Below are 18,712 nucleotides of genomic sequence, written 5' to 3' on the forward strand. Positions count from 1 at the left end.
TCAGTCTACCAGGTTACCAGTACCGCAGGTCCACCGTGAACGGAAACTCGAGGCTGCGCTGCGGCCTCCCGACCGTGAGCGGCCCTGGCGTATGACCGGATGCGAAGAAGCGCGCGCGCCGCCGGCTTTCCGCCTCGTAGGCGTTGACCGGGAAGGTCTGATAGTTGCGCCCGCCGGGATGAGCGACATGATACTGGCATCCGCCCACCGAGCGCCCTGTCCACGTGTCGACCAGATCGAAAGTGAGCGGCGCATCCACGCCGATGGTCGGATGCAGCGCCGACGGCTGCGACCACGCGCGAAAACGCACGCCGGCCACATATTCGCTGACGCGGCCGGTCGGTTGCAACGGCACCGGCACGCCGTTGACGCTCAGCACATGACGGTTATCGTTCAAACCGAGCGCGCGCACTTCGAGCCGCTCGACCGACGAATCCACATAGCGCACCGTACCGCCCGGCGAGCCCTCCTCGCCCATCACGTGCCACGGTTCGAGCGCGTTGCGGATGGTCAGCGTGACGCCGTTCACCGTGGTCTCGCCGACCAGCGGAAAACGGAATTCGAAGTGCGGCGCGAACCAGTTGCTCTCGAACGCGAAACCCGCCTGGTTGAGTTCGCCGAGCACGTCGTCGAAATCCATCTTCGCGAAGGTGCCGAGCAGGAAGCGGTCATGCAGTTCCGTGCCCCAGCGCGTGAGCCGCTGCGTGTACGGCGTGTGCCAGAAGCGCGCCACCAGCGCACGCAACAGCAACTGCTGCACGAGACTCATGCGCGCATGCGGCGGCATTTCGAAACCGCGCAATTCGAGCAGGCCTAGGCGGCCGGTCGGACCATCGGGCGAATAGAGTTTGTCGATGCAGAACTCGGCACGGTGCGTGTTGCCTGTCACATCGATCAGGATGTTGCGCAGCGAGCGGTCGATCATCCACGCCGGCAGATTCGCACTATCGCGCCCGCCGAGCAGATCGATCTGCCGCTGCAACTCGCGGAATGCCACTTCGAGTTCATAGACCTGGTCGTTGCGCGCTTCATCGACCCGTGGCGCCTGGCTCGTCGGCCCAATGAACAGTCCGGAAAACAGATACGACAGCGAAGGATGGTTGTGCCAATACGCAATCAGGCTCGCCAGCAGATCGGGACGGCGCAGGAACGGACTATCGGCAGGCGTCGCACCACCGAGCACGAAGTGATTGCCGCCACCGGTCCCGGTATGCCGGCCGTCGGTCATGAACTTCTCGCTGCTCAGATAGCTCTCGGCCGCGGATCGATACAGATACTCGGTGTTGTCGACCAGTTGCGCCCAGCTCGAAGCGGGATGAATGTTCACTTCGATCACACCGGGGTCCGGCGTGACCTGCAGGATTTTCAGGCGTGCATCGCGCGGCGGCGGATAGCCTTCGAGCACCACCTTCATGCGCAATTCGGCCGCCGTCGCTTCGACCGCGGCGAGCAGGTCGAGATAGTCGTCGAGTTCGGTGAGCGGCGGCATGAACACATGCAGCAACGAGCGGCCGCTGCCGAACGCTTCGGTTTCCGCTTTTGGACCGGCGGCTCGTTTCGGATCGCGCGCTTCGACGCAGATCGCCGTGCGCAGTGTTTCCTTCGACGACTGCCCGCGTGCCGGCGCCTGGTCATCGCCCGGCCGCGGCGCAAAAGCCAGCACCCCACTGCCCGCCATGCCGCTCAGCAAATCCGCCGCTGACGACGACAACGCGGCCGCATGCCGCGCATCGGCGGCGCTCAAGGCACGCTGCTGTTCGCCGTCGTACTGCAGGCGCAATTGCGCGGCCGGGCGCAACGGCACGGGCGGTGCGAACGGATCGTGCGCGTGCTGATACGGATAGTCGGTCTTCGACACCCACGGCAGCGAATCGAGCGGCAGGCGATAACCCATCGGCGAATCGCCGGGAATCAGGAACATGCGCTCGTCGCGGAAGAACCAACGGCCGCTGACCCACTTCGGCGCCTCGTTCGGCACGTCGCGTTCGCGCGCGAGCGGCAGGACAAAACCGGTGGCGCCGCCCAGGCCCGCGTCGAACACGCGCCGCAAACGCACGCGCTCCAGTTCGTCGTCCAGACGCGCGTCGAGCGGATCGACATTGACCGGCAGACGGCGCTCGCGCCACAGGTAGTACCAGACGTCTTCGAAACCGGGCTGGATACAATCTTTGTCGAGCGCCAGCTTGGTCGCCAGATGGGCGAGGAAGCGTTGAGCGTCGCCGGCTGTGTAAGTGCCCGGCTCGCGTTCGTCGGCGAAAAGTCCAGGGTCTTGCCAGCATGGCTCGCCGTCGGCGCGCCAGTAGAGCGACATTGCCCAGCGCGGCAGTTGTTCGCCCGGATACCACTTGCCCTGGCCGATATGCAGAAAACCGTTCGCGCCGTAGCGTGAGCGCAGCTTGTCCATCAGCGCGACCGCGTAGCCGCGTTTGGTGGGGCCGAGCGCGTCGGTGTTCCATTCGGCGGCGTCGCGATCGCGTACCGACACGAAGGTTGGTTCGCCGCCCATTGTCAGGCGCACGTCCATCCCGGTCAGGCGCTCGTCGACCTGCTCGCCCATTTTCAGCACGTCGTTCCACACCGCTTCGCTGAACGGCTTGGTGACGCGCGGCGTCTCCAGTACCCGTTCAATCGACATGGTGTGCTCGAACTCGACTTCGGATTCGTCGACCGCGCCGGAGATCGGCGCCGCGCTGCCGGGTTCGGGCGTGCAGGCGACCGGAATGTGCCCTTCCCCGGCGAGCAGGCCGGAAGTCGGATCGAGGCCGATCCAGCCCGCGCCCGGCAGGTAGACCTCGCACCACGCGTGCAGGTCGGTGAAGTCGACTTCGGTGCCGCTCGGGCCGTCGATGGATTTGACGTCGGGCGCGAGTTGCAGCAGATAACCGGAGACAAAACGCGCCGCCAGCCCCAGTTGCCGAAGTGTCTCGACCAGCAGCCAGCCCGAATCGCGACACGAGCCCGCGGCGCTTACCAGCGTTTCCTCCGGCGTCTGCACGCCAGGCTCCATGCGGATCAGATAGCGAATCTCGCGTTGCAGCCGCTGATTCAGTCCGACGAGAAAATCAGCGGTGCCCATCGGCGTACGGTCGATACTCGCGACGAACTCGGCAAAGCGCGGCGTCATCGGCCGCTTGACGAGGTACGGCGCGAGTTCCAGCGCGAGGCCGGGTGCATACTCGAACGGAAACTGTTCCGCCGACGGTTCGAGAAAGAAGTCGAACGGGTTATAAACGGCCATCTCGGCGACCAGATCCACGGTCACCTTGAATTCACGCGTCTTCTCGGGAAATACCAGCCGCGCCTGGTAGTTGGCGAAGGCGTCCTGTTGCCAGTTGATGAAGTGTTCGGCCGGTTCGACCCGCATCGAATAAGACAGAATCGGGGTCCGGCAATGCGGCGCAGACCTGAGACGCACGACCTGGGGCGACAGCGCAACCAACCTGTCGTAACGGTAATGTGTGACATGATTCAACGCAACGCGTATGGACACACCGGACTCCTGGACAAAGGATGGCAGCCCGCCAAAAAGCAAGCTTCATGCCGTTTATAGAACACGCGCGCAAAACCGCGTGAACTGCCTGTACCGTGCGAATTACCGCCTGCCTCTAGCTTTACGGCGTCTGCCAACCGTCGGCCCGATCGATCCGCGCGCCGTCTCGCCGCCTTTTCGGCGGCCACGCACCAAACCGGCGCAGCAGCGATGCACGATCATGCACGTAATGTGCGTTAAACCAGTGACGTCTGGCAATCGCGGCATGAAGATTGCGCGTCGTCTTCGCTCTGGCAGGCGCTTGAGGATGCCCCGAGAGGCCCGGTGACCGGCATTCGGCCGCTGACAATGCACCCGCCTGCCGCTCCATGACTGTTGTTACCCATCACCCGGGCTCGATCGATGAAAACCTTCCACTGCAATCGCTGCTCGCACCTTGTGTTCTACGAAAACGTTCGCTGTGAACGCTGCGAGTCGTTGCTCGGATATGTGCCTGAACTCGCCGAAATCAGCGCCTTCGAGGAAGCCGATGAAGGACGCTGGCGCAGTCTGCACCCGCGTGCCGAGGGTGCGCTGTTCCGGCAATGCCACAACTATGCGGTCGAAAACGTCTGCAACTGGATGATCCCCGCCGAGTCACCCGACACGCTGTGCCGCGCCTGCCAGCTCACGCGCACGATCCCGAATCTGAGCGCACCGGACAACCGGCTCTACTGGTACCGGCTGGAGATGGCCAAGCGGCGGCTGCTGTACACGCTGGCCGCGCTCGGCCTCGACGTGCCGTCGCGCCAGACCGATCCCGAGCATGGCCTCGCTTTCGAGTTCCTCGAAGACGGCGGCGATGGTTCGCGGGTCATGACCGGCCACGACAACGGCCTCATCACGCTGAACATCGCCGAAGCCGACGACGTCTATCGCGAGAAAGTACGCAGCGCGATGGGCGAGCCCTATCGCACGCTGCTCGGTCATTTTCGCCATGAGACGGGCCATTACTACTTCAGTCAGCTGATCGAAAACAATCCGCGCTGGATCGAGCCCTACCGCAAGCTGTTCGGCGACGAGCGCGCCGACTATGGCGACGCGCTGACGGCCTACTACCGCGACGGCGCACCGGAGGACTGGCAGGCCTCCTATATCAGCGCCTACGCGACGATGCATCCCTGGGAAGATTGGGCTGAGACGTGGGCGCACTACATGCTGATTGTCGACGTGCTGGATACCTCGACCTCGTACGGCCTCGCGTTGTTGCCCGACGACCCGAGCGAGCCGACGCTCACCGACCGCACGCCGGTGGAAGATGCGAGCTTCGAAAATCTGATGAAGCGCTGGTTTCCGCTCACGTATGCGTTGAACAGCCTGAATCGCAGTCTCGGCATGCCCGACGGCTATCCGTTCACGCTGGCCTCGCCGGTGGTGGACAAGCTGCGCTTCGTGCATCGGGTGATTGCTGCGGCCGGCGACAAAACGCAGCCGCGCGAAGCCGCGAAGCCGGCGGTTGATGCGGGGGCGGTGCAGACGACGTTGCAGACGGCAGCAGCCGGTGCGTCGCCGACGGCTGAGGCGCCGGCGACCACACAACCTGCCGCGCAGCCGGTGGCGCAAGCCGCAGTGCCACAAGAACCGTCGCAGACGACGGATCAGACGCCGCCACAACCGGCGCAGCCTGGCACCCAGGCGGTCGTGTCACAAGACTCCGCGCTGGCGCCAGCCATGCAAGCGGTCGCGCCGTCAACGCCGGCGTTGCAGTCCGAATCCAGCACCGTGAAAGCAGCACCGCCCAAGCGGGCCGCGCGGCGACGTTAGCGCGATGGGTGTGCCTGCTTGCTTTGCCCGCAAGTGACACGCTTCACGAACCCATAAATAAAGCCCGCTGCCGAGTCACCCTGCAGCGGGCTCTTTCCCTCAAAGCCAAACGTGGCTATCGCTCAATACGCGACGTAAGGCCCCGTGCCACCCGGCGTCGCCTGCTGCTCGACGGCGGCATACACGTTACGCCCGTAGAAGAACGGCAGGCCCCAGTCGAAAATCGACGACGTCACAAAAGCCGGTCCCGCCAGCAGCGGCAGCGCCGAATCGCCGGTGTACGTCTGCGAGATCGTCGTAGCGTTGCCCACCGCGAAATTCACCGTGCTCGTCGTGCCGTTCACCCCCTGAATCATCGCACTCAACGATTCGGTCGACAGCGGACAGTAGTACGCGCTATTGGGACTCGCGCACACCGGCAACGCACTGGTCTGGAAGAACAGACCGGTCGAGCCGCTGTCCAGAATACTGTTCGAATACGTCATACCGTTCTGCACCGTCGTAAACGTGCCATTCGACGGACTCACGCCGACCACCTGCGCGCTGCCGAGACCATTGTTGCCCTGCGTGCCGATGCCGAATACAAGTTGCCCTGTGACCGATTGCGCACCGCCAGATACCATCGGCAGGCTCAGCAGGGAGCCGTTGTTGTCGGTAGCGAAGTATGGAATTGGGTTCGCGACCTGTAGCGCCTCGGCGAGCGGAATCGACGTGCATGCGGCGCCGTTGCAACCGTAGTACGTACCGGCCACGGCCTGCTGCACACAGTTCGCGCCGCAGTCGTGCTTGAACACGCCGATGCCCAGAATGCCATTGGCCTGCAACGTCTCCGGCGTGTTGCGCGATGCGCCGTAGGTCGCGCAATCGGAGGGCAACGAAGCATAGTTCGGATCGATCACCTGGATCGGCAGCGAGGCCGCCGTTTCACCGGCGATCTGCAGATCGGCGAGCTTCACCGAACCCCACGTGTAGCCGTCGAAGAACTGCATGCATTCGGCAACCAGATTGCCCGAGCTGTCCTTCTGTTGCGGCAGCGTCATCGATGCGGGCAATTGCGAGGCGAACACCCGCACGCCCCATGAGCCGGTATCCACCAGGATGTGATCGATGGTCCGGCACTGGCTGGTGCCAGGCGCACAAATCGTGATGCTGACGAACGGCATGTTCGGCACATTGCTCACGCCGGAGTCGACGGTCACGCGCACTGCGTTGGCTGCCAACACTTGAGGCGAAGGCGAGGTATTGCTGACAGTAGGACCGGCCGAAAGCCCCGTCGTGCTCCCCGAATTCGCTGAAGAGCCGGCACCGCTGGAGCCGCCGCCTCCACCACCGCAGCCACTGACGAGCAACGCGAGCAGCATCGCGCACAGCAGGGACACGAACGAAGCGCTATAACGCATGATCCGCTCCATTATTGAATGACGCCGACGTCGACGCCCACGGGCACCGCTTGCGGCAGATACGCATAGCCGGCAAACGCGCGCAGGTGACCGCCGGAATACACGACCAGATCGCGGGTCGACACGGCGAGCGGCGTGCCGCGACGCGTCGCCGTGGCAGCGACGTATTGGTCGAACGACTTGCCCAGCATGGATTTCAGATCCGGCAGCGTTGGGCCTTGCCACGCGACACCGAACACCATGCCGTTGGGCGCGACATACTCGCGCACCAGCGTGCCGGACGGCATGGTCATTAGATGTACCGAATACGCGCTTTGCGTAGTGGCCGTATGAGCCACTGCGTGAAGGCGTGTCTGATCGCTGTCGACCGTGTTGACGTTCTGGCCGAGCGTGGCGTGCGCGGCAAACGACAGCGCGCAGCTTGCCCCGAGCATTGCGCGAGCAATGCTTGTAGAGAGCACCGGTTTCAAGAGATGTCCTTCGAGTTGAAACGCTCGGGCCCGGCGGGCGAGCCAGGCACGAACGGGAATCCAGGGGCGCACTCATAACCGGCGGTGCCGGAGTTGCAGTCACACCGGTTGGGTTGCGTGAATGCGTCTACGGAGTGGCGGCGCGAAACTTTAGGCACGGCGCAGTGCCGTGGCAATCGTTTGCGGGATGATTTAAACCTTGGGCGAATGCCGCGACGTTTTATGCCGTTTGATGTTTGAGGACAGAATCACCAAGGGGCGGCGCTTCGATGCCTGTTTTACCGATCAGACGTGTTTAAAGCGAACACACGCAAAAAGTAACACCCGCGCCCCAGAAATTTATCGATGCATGTCAGCATGCGGCGGGCAGTGTAAGCGTTCGCTGAATAATCCGCGTCTGCCGCGCTGTTTCCTCTGATCATAGCGACGCGCACACGCTGCTTTTGTGTGAAGAGAAAATCGCGATCTTAATGTGATTCGAGGCAATAAAAATGCCGCGAATAACGTGACGTTATTCGCGGCATCGGCTACTTCCTGGCGAGCTTCTCGCTATTTCATCGCGACTTCCGCAACTCGCGCCGAATTCGCACTAGGCGATTCGACACGGCCCGCGGCCGTTACTTTTTCTGTTGCTGTTGCAAGAGCGATTTGAGCTCCTGCACATTTTCTTCTACGCGTTTTGCGATCACCGCATACGACTCGGCCTGCGTCTGATACGCGGCCTGCGCCAACTGCTGCATATCGGCGAGCGACTTGTGGAGACTCTGCTGGATCAACTCCGCGGCTTTCGCCGGAGGTGCTGCACCGCCAGCCGACAGTTGCCCCGTGAGCGACTGCATTTCGGCCAGCGTGGCACGCAACATCTCGGTCTGTTTCTGCGCGAGCGACTGCATGCCCTGGAAGGCCGTCTGATTCGCCTGAACCAGTGCCTCCACGTCCTTGCGTCGCGCTTCCATGATGGCGGGTACGTCGAAGCCAGGGAGCTTGAACTGCTCCAGCATTTTGGTGAAATCGCCAAATGGATTGGCGGCGTCAGGTTGGCTCATGCGAAATCCTCCTTAACGGTTGAATACTCGCCGGCGGTGCATCGCCGCGATGGGCGGCTTCGACATCTGCACCAGTGGCGTCGCGTGCGCCGCGCCTCCCGCGCAGGTTTATGGCATCTGGGGTCGGACGGCACATTGTTTCAATCATGCGCCATCCGGGCATATTGCGCCAGCGGGCACACCCTGACGTCGAGCGTCTCCTTGCGGGAACGTCGATGGATTCGGCCGCCCTTTGCGTGTTGAACAAGCTGGAAGCGCTCCCGCCGAAACGCAGCGCGGCCGTTTGGCCGCGCTGCGTTAGCTTTCGCACATAGCGCCTCACTGCCCACTTTTCATCTTCCGTCAGGTGATTAGGATAAGAGCACCGAAACGCCTGTGCCTGGTGAACAATGCGCTATCCGTTGAACATGGCCGTCGCCGCCGCCCTTCTCGTGTTCGTTCTTTGCTGCATCATCAAGCTTGCCTTGAATTGATGCTTTTGCGGTTCCCTCCAGTCGCGCGTTTTCACGCTTTCACCGACTTCGTATAGCGCAGCCAGAGTGCGTCGTGCTCGACTTTCTCAACGGACTCAAGCTTCAGATAGGCCGGCGCTTGCCATTTGTCCATGGCTACTTCGAATGAAGACGGATGCTCGCTGCGGCCATCCACCAGCGGCAAGATCAACACGCTGACTTCGTCGGCGAGTCCCGCGTTCACAAACGCGCCGCTCACGTGCGAACCACCCTCCACAATGAGCTTCTTCACGCCGAGTTCGCGGCCGAGCGTCTGCACGACCTTGCCGAGATCGATTTCAGATTGTCCGCCGAACACATACGAAACGCCGATCGATTGAAGATAGGCAAGATAATCGTCCGCAACCTGCTCGGTCAGCACTTCGACGATGTGCGACTTGAGCGCGGTGTTGCTCTTCCACGCAACCCGGCCCTGGGGGTCGATCGAAATCGCGTACTGCTCCGCGTTCCGCTCGACGATACGATCAGTGCGCGGCACGGCGCCTTTCGCGAGCCCTTTCGGGTAATCCGTGCCGTGTGAAATCTCCTGCATGGTGACGCGACCACAGATCCAGCCGTCGGCTTTGAACGTCGCCGCGGTGTTTTCGTACAGATCGCTAGCAAAGTCGAGATGCCAGCCGTCTGTCAGACTGCGTCCGTCTAGCGAGGACATCATGTGAACGACGATGAACGGTTTCATGCGATGAGGCTCCGTGTAAGGTGAATACACGGAGCCTTCAGCAAGGTCTGTTCCGCCATTGGCGGATTCGCGGATTGGCGGAGCGCTTAAGCGACGGCGTACCGTTCGAGCCAGTGCGCGTATGGCGCCGGCAGCGTCCACGACGCACGTTCGATACCCAGCTTGCGCGCTGCGTGATACGGCCAGTGCGGATCGGCCAGATGCGCGCGGCCGACCATCACCAGGTCCAATTGCTCGTTCTTGACGGAGCGCTCGGCCAGTTCCGGTGTATCGATGCCCCATGCCGACGAGACGGCGATACCGGCTTCGCGGCGCACCCGCTCGGCGATCGGCGCAAGGAACGCCGGCGCCCACGGAATGGCCGCCTTCGGCGTGGAGAAGCCCACGCTGACGCTCAGCATGTCCAGCCCTTCGCGCTTGAAATTCTTCGCCAGTTCGATCGATTCGGCGAGCGTTTCCTCGTCGCGTCCGTCGTACTCGAGCACGCCGAAACGCGCCGTCAACGGCAGATGCTCAGGCCACACCTTGCGCACCGCGGCCAGGGTTTCCAGCAGGAAGCGGCTGCGATTTTCAAGGCTGCCGCCGTATGCGTCGTCGCGTTGATTGGAGTGCGTCGAGAAGAAGCTTTGACCGAGGTAGCCGTGTGCGAAGTGCAGCTCGAGCCATTCGAAGCCCGCATCACGGGCACGCCGGGCGGCGGCCACGAAATCTTCGCGCACACGGGCGATGTCGTCGAGCGTCATTGCTTTCGGCACTTTCGGCAGCCCGCCACCGAAGGCGATCGCCGACGGCGCAAGGGTCTGCCAGCCGCGCGGATCGTTATCGGCGATGTGGTCGTCGCCTTCCCACGGGCGGTTGGCGCTGGCCTTGCGGCCCGCGTGGCCGATCTGAATGCCCGGCACGGCGCCGGCGGCCTTGATCGACGCGACCACCGGCGCGAAAGCCTGCGCCTGCTCGTCGGTCCAGATACCCGCGCAGCCCGGCGTGATCCGGCCCTCCGGCGACACCGCCGTCGCCTCGACGATCACCAGCCCCGCGCCGCCGCGTGCCAATCCGGCAAGGTGCACGCGGTGCCAGTCGTTGATCAGGCCGTCTTCAGCGGTGTACTGGCACATCGGCGGAATCGCGATGCGGTTGCGTAAGGAAACGTCCTTAAGCTTGTAGGGCTGAAATAATGCTGACATCAGGCTAAACTCCTGTGGATAGGCTTGTACGGTAGTTCGATAAAGATCGAACTACGGAGTATGGCAGAAACCCTTATTACCTGCTCAATGCGCACATATACCCATCCTGCCGCTGAGGACTTCACGCTTGGACGGCTTTTCCATGCGCTTAGCGACCCGGTGCGGCTCGAGATCGTCCGCCGCCTTTCAACGATCGACGAGGCCACCTGCGGCGACCTCGACGGCGGGCGCCCCAAGTCGAGCGTGTCCCATCACTTCCGGATCCTGCGTGAAGCGGGACTGGTGCGCACGCGCGTTGCCGGCACCGTGCATCAGAACTCGCTGCGGCGCGCTGAACTGGATGCCCAGTTTCCGGGCTTGATGGAGGCGATCATCAAGCAGATCGTCAATGAGCCGGTGTTGAACGAACCGGCTTGATGGTCGATTGAAGATCGACCAGGGCGCGATGGCGCGGCGCGACGCAGAGCGCAGCTCGATTCACCGCCCTATTCGCGCCAAAGTTTGCGCATCAGCGCGAGCAATGCAGTCGGCGCCGTACCTTTCTGACAATAGCCGTCGAAATTATGACGCGCCTTGCCGGTTTCTTTTACGTGGTCTTCATCGAGCGAAGTGAACGCGACGATGCCCAGGCTCTGCGTCGGAAGATAGCTGCGAAGCGCGCTCGCGGTTTCGTAACCGTCGCGCTCCGGCATCATGATGTCGAGCACGACGACATCCGGCACCCAATCCTTCACGCAGCGCAGCGCCTCGCTGCAACCGTTGGCAGTACGGGCTTCCACGCCTTCAAACGAGAGATAGGTGGCGAGCGCTTCGGCGGCGTTGGCGTTGTCGTCGACGACCAGTACGCGCGGCACTTCGTGCAATACCCGGACCTCGCGGGCGCTCCACCTTTGGGAAGTAGAGAGTGTTCGGGACATGTGTGGCAGCTTGCTATAAAAACACGAGTTGCCAGCAAGCTGCGTACCACGGTGATCTGAAAGTGCTGTCATGGCGGCGGAGCACAACACGACGCGTTGATTGCAGCGCTGAAAGCGCTCGTCGACCGCGGCCTCGACGTGCGTCTGATCACCAGTCAGTTTCAGAACGACGCAGGGTCGAAAAACTGGTCGGAGCGGGGGTGCCGTCATCCGTGTTGCGCAGGCAAGCGAACGTTCACAACAAGGAGATCGTTGTCGACGGAAAGGTCGTTCTGGTCAGCAGTCAGAATTGGTCGGCGGACGGCACGCTGCGCAATCGCGATGCGGGCCTGATCATTCATAGCGCCGATGCCGCCGCTTATTTCGAGCAGATTTTCCTGCACGACTGGCGCTATCTGGCTTCGCCTGTGGGGAGCTGAAGCGCTGTTGGCGGCGGCGCGACGTAATTTGTCCGTCACCTGCCAGCAATATGGCGGTGTAATGATGTTGCTTCGTACCCGCCCCCGCGGCTCGAGACATTGCAGCCGGATGCGCTGCAAGCCGACACCGCCCGGGCGGGCACGAATCCAGCCAGATTTCGTGCCGGCTGACGATGCCGGGTTCAATCCTTCGCGGGACGTCCCGTCTTCACCGTTTCGAGCGATGACACCGCGGCAAGCAGGCGCTGCGGCGCAGCCGATTCCAGCATCATCAACCCTGCGCGCAATAGCTCACTCTTCTTGACTGACACGCCCGCGTCGAGGCACTTCTGCTTCAGGGACGCAATCCTGTCGTAGTCCGACTTTGGCATCGTGAAGCTGTCGCGCACGACTTTCTCTTTCTTCGGCGGCTTGGCCTTTTTTGCTTCCGCAACGCTAGCCGGCGCGGCGTTGCTAGCTGCCGCACGCTTCGGCCTGGCTTCCTTCTTGACGGCCGGCGCTGCTTGCGCGCTTGCCGGACGCTTGGGTTTCGCCGCCTTCTCGACGGTGGACGGCGTCTTCGCAACTGCCGAGCGCTTCAGCTTGGCTGTCTTTTTAGCGGCAGGCGCCGTTTCCGCAGCGGCCGAGGCCTTCGCCTTGGCCGCCTTTTTAACGGCAGGAGCCGTCTCCGCAGATGCCGGGCGCTTCACTTTGGTCGCCTTTTTAACGACAGATGCCGTTTCTACCAACTGTTCTGGCGCGACCGCCGGCTCTGCGCTTTCCTTCTCCTGCCCGGTCGGGCTCGTCGGGAAATGAAACGCTTTTTTGGTGGGTTGCGGGGTGACGGGTGCCGTCATGTGTTTACCTCCGTGTTGATAACAGTATAAACAGTATATACCGTTTATTTTGTATCGAACCCGTCAGACGACACAATTCGCGATTGCCGTCGCCACGCAATGCTCACTGCCACATCCCCACGAATTTCTCGAACTGGCTTCCGGCGATCTGCAGCCAATGGGCGTTGTTGCTTCGCAGGCTCTTGAAGATGGTGCACAGTTCCACATCGTCGTCTGCAGGCGGCGGTTCTGCCGTTTCCAGCTTCTGCGCGTATCGCTTCAGTTCCCGGATCGCGCCGATATACTCGGCGATCGCTTCATCCAGCTTCTCCCTAAGCGACGGGTCGAATAACATATAGAACGCTTCGACGCCCTGCATACCTGCCCTGACCGACTCTTTATTCACGGCTTTGTATTCGCTCAGCACTTCGTTGCAGATCGCAAGTCTGCGCTCGCGCACCGGCGTCTCGAATTTCACTTCCTGATACCGCGGCTCGAGAATGTCGTAGCGAATCCGGAGCATCAAACGCACGACGCGAATAAACGTCGCCACCTGACCCGGCATTGCTGGCGGCATTATCCAGTCGAGCATCGACCGTAACTTGCCGACATCGGCTTCGACAAAAATCACGGAAATACGATGAAGTCGCGACTGAAGCGTCTCGCTCTTCGTGATGACCGGAATACTGATTCCGTCTTCAATTGCGAACGGAGAGAGGCACGGCGGAAGCGCACCCGCGGCGAACGACGTGATTTCGCGTTCAAGTTCGGTCGGCCACGTGATGGACTCAGGGACCGCATTTCTAACGCTAGCCCAGTTGACTTCCGCGTCGGCTCCCATGCCGATCATCTTCATGCCGTCGGCGTTGCCGTCGACCTGCGAGCGCTCCGGGTTAAACCGGCCTTTGTCGTAGGCCATTGAAATTTGTATACGCCTCGCGTGGAATTGCGGTCTGATGGTCGCTTCGGCGAACTGGTCGGCCAGCTCACGCGCCGCCGTTCTCCCGAGTTCGTAATAGCGGTTCGTGATTTCGCCGATCTCAGCGTTGAGCGGCTCGCCTTCAGTGAATATCCCGCCGACGAAGGTTTCCGTGAAGAACTTGAATATCCCGTCTGCCGTGGCATCGTATGCCTGGTAGGGCTCGAAAACAGCCGGCCATTTTTTCATGCCTGGGTTGCGAATCCAGACAACTCTGTTCTCGCGATCGGCCTCTCGCCCAAAGAAGCGCGCAACTTCGAAATTGGGCCAGCCCATGTCCATGTCTTCATGCGGGTAGAGCATGACGAATGCATGGGCCGCGCGGGTGGTGTCTTCAATCCATTTGCGCCACTCCACTCCGCCTGGCATTTCTTCGTGTATTTTCACGTCGAGCAGCTCATTGGGCTGCAACGCCTGAAGCGACATTCTCAGGCTTCTCGCGAGATGGCCGTACTGTGAAGTGTGACTGACAAACAGTTTGACCGGACTCATTTCCCACCTCCAGCGCCGCGTGTTATCGCGGACGAACCTGGTTAGATAGCGATTGACGCTGAGTCATGGCAACACGATTCTCTTATGGTCGTTTTTGAATCTGCTCTTGTATCGAGTGGTTCGGCATGCCGGTTAAAACGCTCGTGGCAAGCAACTTGCGTCATTGCGGAGTTCTTTTTTGCCGACCGCTTGCGAACTTCTCACCAGGAACCCAGCGCATGCGAACATGTGTTTCGGCCGTATTCTTCAGGAAGAAAGCCTAGGACAACCCTCTTACCTCGTTAAGTGAGATAGCGCACCATGTGCCCTATATACAAGACGATCCGATCGACGAATTTTCAAACGAGACAAGCCAGCGATCCCAGAACACCGTCCGTCCTCGCCTGAACAGCCGCGACGCCGTGTGGAACGCCCCTTCCGTTCCATCACAAAGCCGATAGCTGACGAAACTCCGCGGCCGCGCCGCGAGCGCGTCATGGTCCGCCGCTTTTGAGACCGGATTGCTCCGCCAACCAGTCGGCCACCGCGGCGAGCCGCGCGCGTTGCGCCTCGTCCGCAACCAACCGCGTGCTCACGCGCAGATCTGTCAGCACGCTCTCGATCTTCCAGCGCGGCACGTCTTCCCTGGCGACCTTTTCGGCGAGGTCTTCCGCGAGGTCGGCGTTCCCATCGTCGAAGGCAAGAGCGAGCCAGGTCGGCCGCAACCATTCGTCGGTGATACCGCGCCGGAACGTACGGTCGCAGGCGGCACTCGCGAGCGCCGATGCGACATGCGCGCGCTTCTGGTCGTCGCCGCGATTGCGCTTGCAGTACAGCCGCGCGAGATTCGACGAGCAGTAGTACTGGTTGAGGTCGAGATCCATGCCGCGTTCGTAGCAGTCGATCGCCTGGTCGAGCAATCTCGACTGCTCTCGCGGGTCGACGGCTTTCTGGTACAGCCGCTTGTACCGCCCGCCCAGCAAGCCGAGTCGTTCCGCCGAAGGCCCGGCTATTTCCAGCAAGGCCGTCAACTGGTCGATTGCACCTTGCACGTCACCCGTCTCCGAGACGGCGAACGCGCGCTGGGTCTGCACTTCGGGCTTATCGCGGAATTCCTTTGGCAGCGAGTCGATGAAGGCGAGCAGCTTGCTCCAGTCGGCCCGGTCGTCGATCGAATCCCGCAGCAGCAGCAACAGCGCAAACACGACGCTCGCCATCAGGGGCGGCACTCCGTGCCGCTTTACGAGTTCCTGCGCCGCCGCCATGCGCTGTTTCTCGGGCAGCAGACGAACGTTTCGCACGGCCGACTGAAATACGGCGAGGTCCATCATGCGCTGCTTCATCGTCGATGCGAGGGCGGGATCCGGGTCGCTCGGGAAACCCTTGACCGCCATAAACATCGGCGACTCGCCGTCCGTCAGCGCGCTGATGCCGGACGTGATGCGTTCCCGAATGACCTGCGCGGTGGCTTCGTCGATATCGCCGTTCAGCAGCGGATAGCGGACCGTGCGCATCTGCGCCACGTCGAACAGCGGCTGCGACCAGTCCGCCGCGAGCATCACGCAGCCCGTCTCTTTTGACGCATGCCGGATGCCAACCTCGTAATAGACGTTCCCGTTCGGGATGGTCATGTCGGCGAGCACGAGATCCGCATAGTAGATGCGCTCGAGCATCTGCGTGATGATCATCGAGCCGGTGTCCTGATCCGCGCGCACGGCCTCGTAGCCCAGCGCCTCGATCACGGGCACGTAAGCACGGTCCCACAATGCGTTGAAGTCGATCTCTCCCGGGCCCCGCGCGTGATCGGCCTGCGTCGGCTTGCGGCCGTACGGCATGATGACGAAGCAAAGCGGTTTCGGCATGACTGCCTCACTGTGTCGATCCGAGTGGATGGATAGGCGCCTGCGCCTCGCCGCCAGCCGCCTTGACCGCTTCGTACATATGGCCCACGCCGCCGGGGCCGTCGCCCGCCTGGCCGTCCCATACGCAAAGGAAATGCACTTTCTCGGCCCCGCACGCCAGCGCGCGCTGGAGCATCCACAGGTTATCGCGCTCGTAGGGCGACGCCTGACGCTCTTCGTCGGTCCGCGGCCCCGCAAGGACGAAGGTGGCCGCCCGCTCGTGCGCGCGAACGGCATCGAAGCGCTTGCGCCAGTTCGAGTCCGCGAAGTCGACGGACTCCTTCACGAACACCTCCGGCTCGAACGGCAGATAGAGATCGAGATGCGCACCGTAACCAAGCACTAGTTCCGCGAAAATCAGATCGCCGCCGCACGCGCCGCCGCAGATGGCGAGGTCGCCGGGGCCGGCTTGCCAACTCGTGAGCCGCGCGGCGATGTCCGCCGTCACCGCGGCTTCACGCTCCGGCGGGAAGCGCGGTTGCGCACGGTCGGGACGATCGATCATGTGTCCGCTGAAGAGAAAGACGCGCTTCGGCGCAAAATTTTCAGGCACGTTTCAAATCCTTGTCGATGAGCGTGGAATGGCGTGCGATACGAGCCAGCCTCAATAGTTCCATTCGGGCTCTTCGCCGGCCGGCAACACAGTGAGCATTTGCTTCGCGAGGCATTCCAGTCCTGGCCATTCTTTGCCCACCATCGGGCCGAACCATTCGAGATAGCGAAGGATCTGGCGCCGCGTGGAGTACACGTGAAACGACGATGCGCCCGCCAGTTCGACCAGATTGCGGCAAGCCTGCACCGCCTTGTCTATCGTCGGCGCGCCAGGCTCGTGCGGCGTATCGTGCAGCCAGGGTTCGATCAGGCTCAGTTCCGCGATGTTGCCGTGAGCCCAAGCGCGATCCTGCACGGAACCGTTCTCCGCGTCGTTGCGCGATTGCGCGTCCGCTGTGATCCATAAGGGCCTGACCTTGGACTCCGCCCAGTCCGGGAGCGGCAGCCGGCCCAGCGTCCGCAGAAATAACGTGAGCGACACATATTGCACCAGTTCCCAGGGATGCGACCGGTTCAGCAGATAGGCTTGCCAGTACCAGGCTCGCGAGCGCTCCAGTTTGTCCAGCACCTCCTTGCCGGCTTTCTTGGTCGTGCGGGAACCCATCTTGAGTGAGTGGTAGAGCATCTGCGCCTCGCGCTTCTCGGTGCTCGCGAGCTGCGCCAGGATTCTCGCCCTGTGAGTCGGGTACGCGTCATTCGCCGCTTCGAGCCGCTCCTTGGCGTAGGCGACTTTTTTCTGCACGTGCCCGAGCATCTCCCTGCGCTTTTCGTCGAGCATCTGGGGGCGATCGCTGGAGCCGGATTCCAGATCAGAAAACGCCGCCATCACACGATCGGACACACGCAACGCATTGTTGATGCTGCTCATGGCCTGCTGGATGCACGCGTCGGCCAGTTGATCATCGAAGTTCGGCGGCAGCGATGCGTACGCGACGATGCTCGCCCAGTCGTGCTGATCCTTGAAGCAGGAATGCATCCGCCTGCGCAGGCCGACCAGCAGCTTGCGCGGGTCCTCGCCCCACAGCAGGCCTTGATAAAGATCCTGCACGAGCATCACCGATCCGCCGAAGGTCAGCGGATACTGGCTCGCGATCACGAGCGGAATGCCCGCCTCATGCAGCGCGTGTCCGATGCTCGCACCGACGCCCGTCACGTCGCCGACCGCGCCGCTGCTGCAACTCGCGAGCGTCACGACGGCCGGCCGCACGAACTTGCCCGGCTTATCGCGGCGCGGCGTGCGCAAAATGCTCGCAAGGCGTGCCCCGGAAACGACTTCAAAGCCCTTCGGATCAGTCGTCGACGCAAGCGCGACACCGAAACGCCGGTCGTATCCCGACAGAAGATCGACGCCATGCGCAAGAATGTGCACGTGGGTGTAATCGTTGGACGCGCAGGTGCGTTCCAGGCTTTCGACGGTCGCGTCCGGCAGCACGGACAACCGTTCCTCGACGATCGCGAGCCGCTCGTCGTCATCGAGATCATCCGACAGCGCGAGCCACGGCGTAAGCGCTTCGCGCAGCGCGAGCAGGTGCGCCGCGGCCGGCACTTCCAGCAAGCCGGGCGGCGAAGCATAGGCGAACAGGATGCGCGGCTTGCTCGGCCAGCGCAGATATCCCTCGGGCACGCGCCGCGTCTCGCGCGTGATGCAGATGGGTTGCTGCGTCTGCAGCGAAAGCGGCTGGCCTTCGCCGGGAAAGCCGCTGGGCGCGGTCGCGAGTTCGAACGGCAGGAGCGCGAGTTCGGAAGCGGACAGGATCAGCCGCAGATGCGTGACCTGCTCATCGCCCGCAGCGGCGTCGGTGCCGCGGCGGTTGAGATCGGCGGTGAGGCCGGGAATTTCGCCGAGTAGCTTGCCCAGCACCGCCGCCGTGTCGCCGAGCTGGAATTCCCGCGCCTCCGCTCCGAGCTGATAGCTGAGCGCGCGCAACCGGTAGAGCATCTGGTTGTGCTCGAACGGAACGTGCAGCGTCACCGCGCTATGGTTCTCGCACAATGCGATGTAAGCCGTGAGAGGCGACAGCAGTTGATTGTGCGACGGACCCTGGCGGAGCAGTTCGAGGGTGATTTTGCGCAT

14 protein-coding genes and 1 pseudogene are annotated in these 18,712 nt (G+C 62.4%); 3 read left to right on the forward strand and 12 right to left on the reverse strand.

Features of this window, described 5'->3' with window-relative positions:
- Positions 1-13: 13 nt before the first annotated feature.
- Complete coding sequence (locus tag PQR53_RS00290; RefSeq protein ID WP_408450447.1) at positions 14-3,490, reverse strand: transglutaminase family protein; 3,477 nt, start codon at positions 3,488-3,490, stop codon at positions 14-16.
- A 402-nt stretch (positions 3,491-3,892) separates the two neighbouring features.
- On the opposite strand from PQR53_RS00290, the pseudogene PQR53_RS00295 reads away from it, so the two are divergent.
- Positions 3,893-4,957 (forward strand): annotated as a pseudogene (locus PQR53_RS00295) (zinc-binding metallopeptidase family protein); the annotation flags it as partial.
- A 458-nt stretch (positions 4,958-5,415) separates the two neighbouring features.
- On the opposite strand, the gene PQR53_RS00300 reads toward PQR53_RS00295, so the two are convergent.
- The 5 genes from PQR53_RS00300 to PQR53_RS00320 all read right to left on the reverse strand — a co-directional run bounded on the left by PQR53_RS00300 (position 5,416) and on the right by PQR53_RS00320 (position 10,584).
- Entirely contained in the window at positions 5,416-6,693 is a 1,278-nt protein-coding gene (locus tag PQR53_RS00300; RefSeq protein WP_408450449.1) for a DUF3443 domain-containing protein, read from the reverse strand.
- An 11-nt stretch (positions 6,694-6,704) separates the two neighbouring features.
- Entirely contained in the window at positions 6,705-7,154 is a 450-nt protein-coding gene (locus tag PQR53_RS00305) for a DUF2844 domain-containing protein (protein ID WP_408451135.1), read from the reverse strand.
- Positions 7,155-7,780: 626 nt separating this feature from the next.
- Positions 7,781-8,209, reverse strand: a complete 429-nt coding sequence (phaP, locus tag PQR53_RS00310; protein WP_408450451.1) for a TIGR01841 family phasin — start codon at positions 8,207-8,209, stop codon at positions 7,781-7,783.
- A 504-nt stretch (positions 8,210-8,713) separates the two neighbouring features.
- On the reverse strand, positions 8,714-9,400 hold the full coding sequence (locus PQR53_RS00315) for a dihydrofolate reductase family protein (protein ID WP_408450453.1): 687 nt from the start codon (positions 9,398-9,400) through the stop codon (positions 8,714-8,716).
- Positions 9,401-9,486: 86 nt separating this feature from the next.
- Positions 9,487-10,584 (reverse strand): NADH:flavin oxidoreductase/NADH oxidase, encoded by a 1,098-nt coding sequence (locus PQR53_RS00320; protein ID WP_408450455.1) that lies wholly within the window; start codon positions 10,582-10,584, stop codon positions 9,487-9,489.
- Positions 10,585-10,671: 87 nt separating this feature from the next.
- On the opposite strand from PQR53_RS00320, the gene PQR53_RS00325 reads away from it, so the two are divergent.
- On the forward strand, positions 10,672-11,001 hold the full coding sequence (locus PQR53_RS00325) for an ArsR/SmtB family transcription factor (RefSeq protein WP_408451136.1): 330 nt from the start codon (positions 10,672-10,674) through the stop codon (positions 10,999-11,001).
- 68 nt (positions 11,002-11,069) lie between these two features.
- Here PQR53_RS00325 and PQR53_RS00330 read toward each other — a convergent pair whose 3' ends face one another.
- Positions 11,070-11,501, reverse strand: coding sequence for a response regulator (locus PQR53_RS00330; protein ID WP_408450457.1), 432 nt, complete (start codon positions 11,499-11,501; stop codon positions 11,070-11,072).
- 62 nt (positions 11,502-11,563) lie between these two features.
- On the opposite strand from PQR53_RS00330, the gene PQR53_RS00335 reads away from it, so the two are divergent.
- A complete protein-coding gene (locus PQR53_RS00335; RefSeq protein ID WP_408451137.1) occupies positions 11,564-11,920 on the forward strand; it encodes a phospholipase D-like domain-containing protein in 357 nt (118 codons plus the stop codon).
- Between the two features lie 182 nt (positions 11,921-12,102).
- Here the strand turns inward: PQR53_RS00335 and PQR53_RS00340 are convergent, their stop codons facing one another.
- The 5 genes from PQR53_RS00340 to PQR53_RS00360 all read right to left on the reverse strand — a co-directional run bounded on the left by PQR53_RS00340 (position 12,103) and on the right by PQR53_RS00360 (position 18,712).
- A complete protein-coding gene (locus PQR53_RS00340) occupies positions 12,103-12,756 on the reverse strand; it encodes a hypothetical protein (protein ID WP_408450459.1) in 654 nt (217 codons plus the stop codon).
- 103 nt (positions 12,757-12,859) lie between these two features.
- Complete coding sequence (locus PQR53_RS00345) at positions 12,860-14,206, reverse strand: hypothetical protein (protein WP_408450461.1); 1,347 nt, start codon at positions 14,204-14,206, stop codon at positions 12,860-12,862.
- Between the two features lie 473 nt (positions 14,207-14,679).
- Positions 14,680-16,047, reverse strand: a complete 1,368-nt coding sequence (locus tag PQR53_RS00350) for a TRAFs-binding domain-containing protein (protein WP_408450463.1) — start codon at positions 16,045-16,047, stop codon at positions 14,680-14,682.
- A 7-nt stretch (positions 16,048-16,054) separates the two neighbouring features.
- Entirely contained in the window at positions 16,055-16,639 is a 585-nt protein-coding gene (locus PQR53_RS00355; protein WP_408450465.1) for a hypothetical protein, read from the reverse strand.
- Between the two features lie 51 nt (positions 16,640-16,690).
- The gene (locus PQR53_RS00360; protein ID WP_408450467.1) at positions 16,691-18,712 is read right to left on the reverse strand and encodes a CHAT domain-containing protein; all 2,022 of its coding nucleotides are present in this window, start codon (positions 18,710-18,712) and stop codon (positions 16,691-16,693) included.

It is taken from the genome of Paraburkholderia fungorum (assembly GCF_046027605.1).
GTDB lineage: Bacteria > Pseudomonadota > Gammaproteobacteria > Burkholderiales > Burkholderiaceae > Paraburkholderia > Paraburkholderia fungorum_F.

What these genes read in the sequence shown, in the direction of transcription:
- PQR53_RS00325 (WP_408451136.1), top strand. Translation starts at nt 10,672, where the DNA reads ATGCGCACATATACCCATCCTGCCGCTGAGGACTTCACGCTTGGACGG.
- PQR53_RS00345 (WP_408450461.1), bottom strand. Translation starts at nt 14,206, where the DNA reads ATGAGTCCGGTCAAACTGTTTGTCAGTCACACTTCACAGTACGGCCAT.
- PQR53_RS00300 (WP_408450449.1), bottom strand. Translation starts at nt 6,693, where the DNA reads ATGCGTTATAGCGCTTCGTTCGTGTCCCTGCTGTGCGCGATGCTGCTC.
- PQR53_RS00350 (WP_408450463.1), bottom strand. Translation starts at nt 16,047, where the DNA reads ATGCCGAAACCGCTTTGCTTCGTCATCATGCCGTACGGCCGCAAGCCG.
- PQR53_RS00315 (WP_408450453.1), bottom strand. Translation starts at nt 9,400, where the DNA reads ATGAAACCGTTCATCGTCGTTCACATGATGTCCTCGCTAGACGGACGC.
- PQR53_RS00320 (WP_408450455.1), bottom strand. Translation starts at nt 10,584, where the DNA reads ATGTCAGCATTATTTCAGCCCTACAAGCTTAAGGACGTTTCCTTACGC.
- PQR53_RS00330 (WP_408450457.1), bottom strand. Translation starts at nt 11,501, where the DNA reads ATGTCCCGAACACTCTCTACTTCCCAAAGGTGGAGCGCCCGCGAGGTC.
- PQR53_RS00340 (WP_408450459.1), bottom strand. Translation starts at nt 12,756, where the DNA reads ATGACGGCACCCGTCACCCCGCAACCCACCAAAAAAGCGTTTCATTTC.
- PQR53_RS00360 (WP_408450467.1), bottom strand. Translation starts at nt 18,712, where the DNA reads ATGCGCAAAATCACCCTCGAACTGCTCCGCCAGGGTCCGTCGCACAAT.
- phaP (WP_408450451.1), bottom strand. Translation starts at nt 8,209, where the DNA reads ATGAGCCAACCTGACGCCGCCAATCCATTTGGCGATTTCACCAAAATG.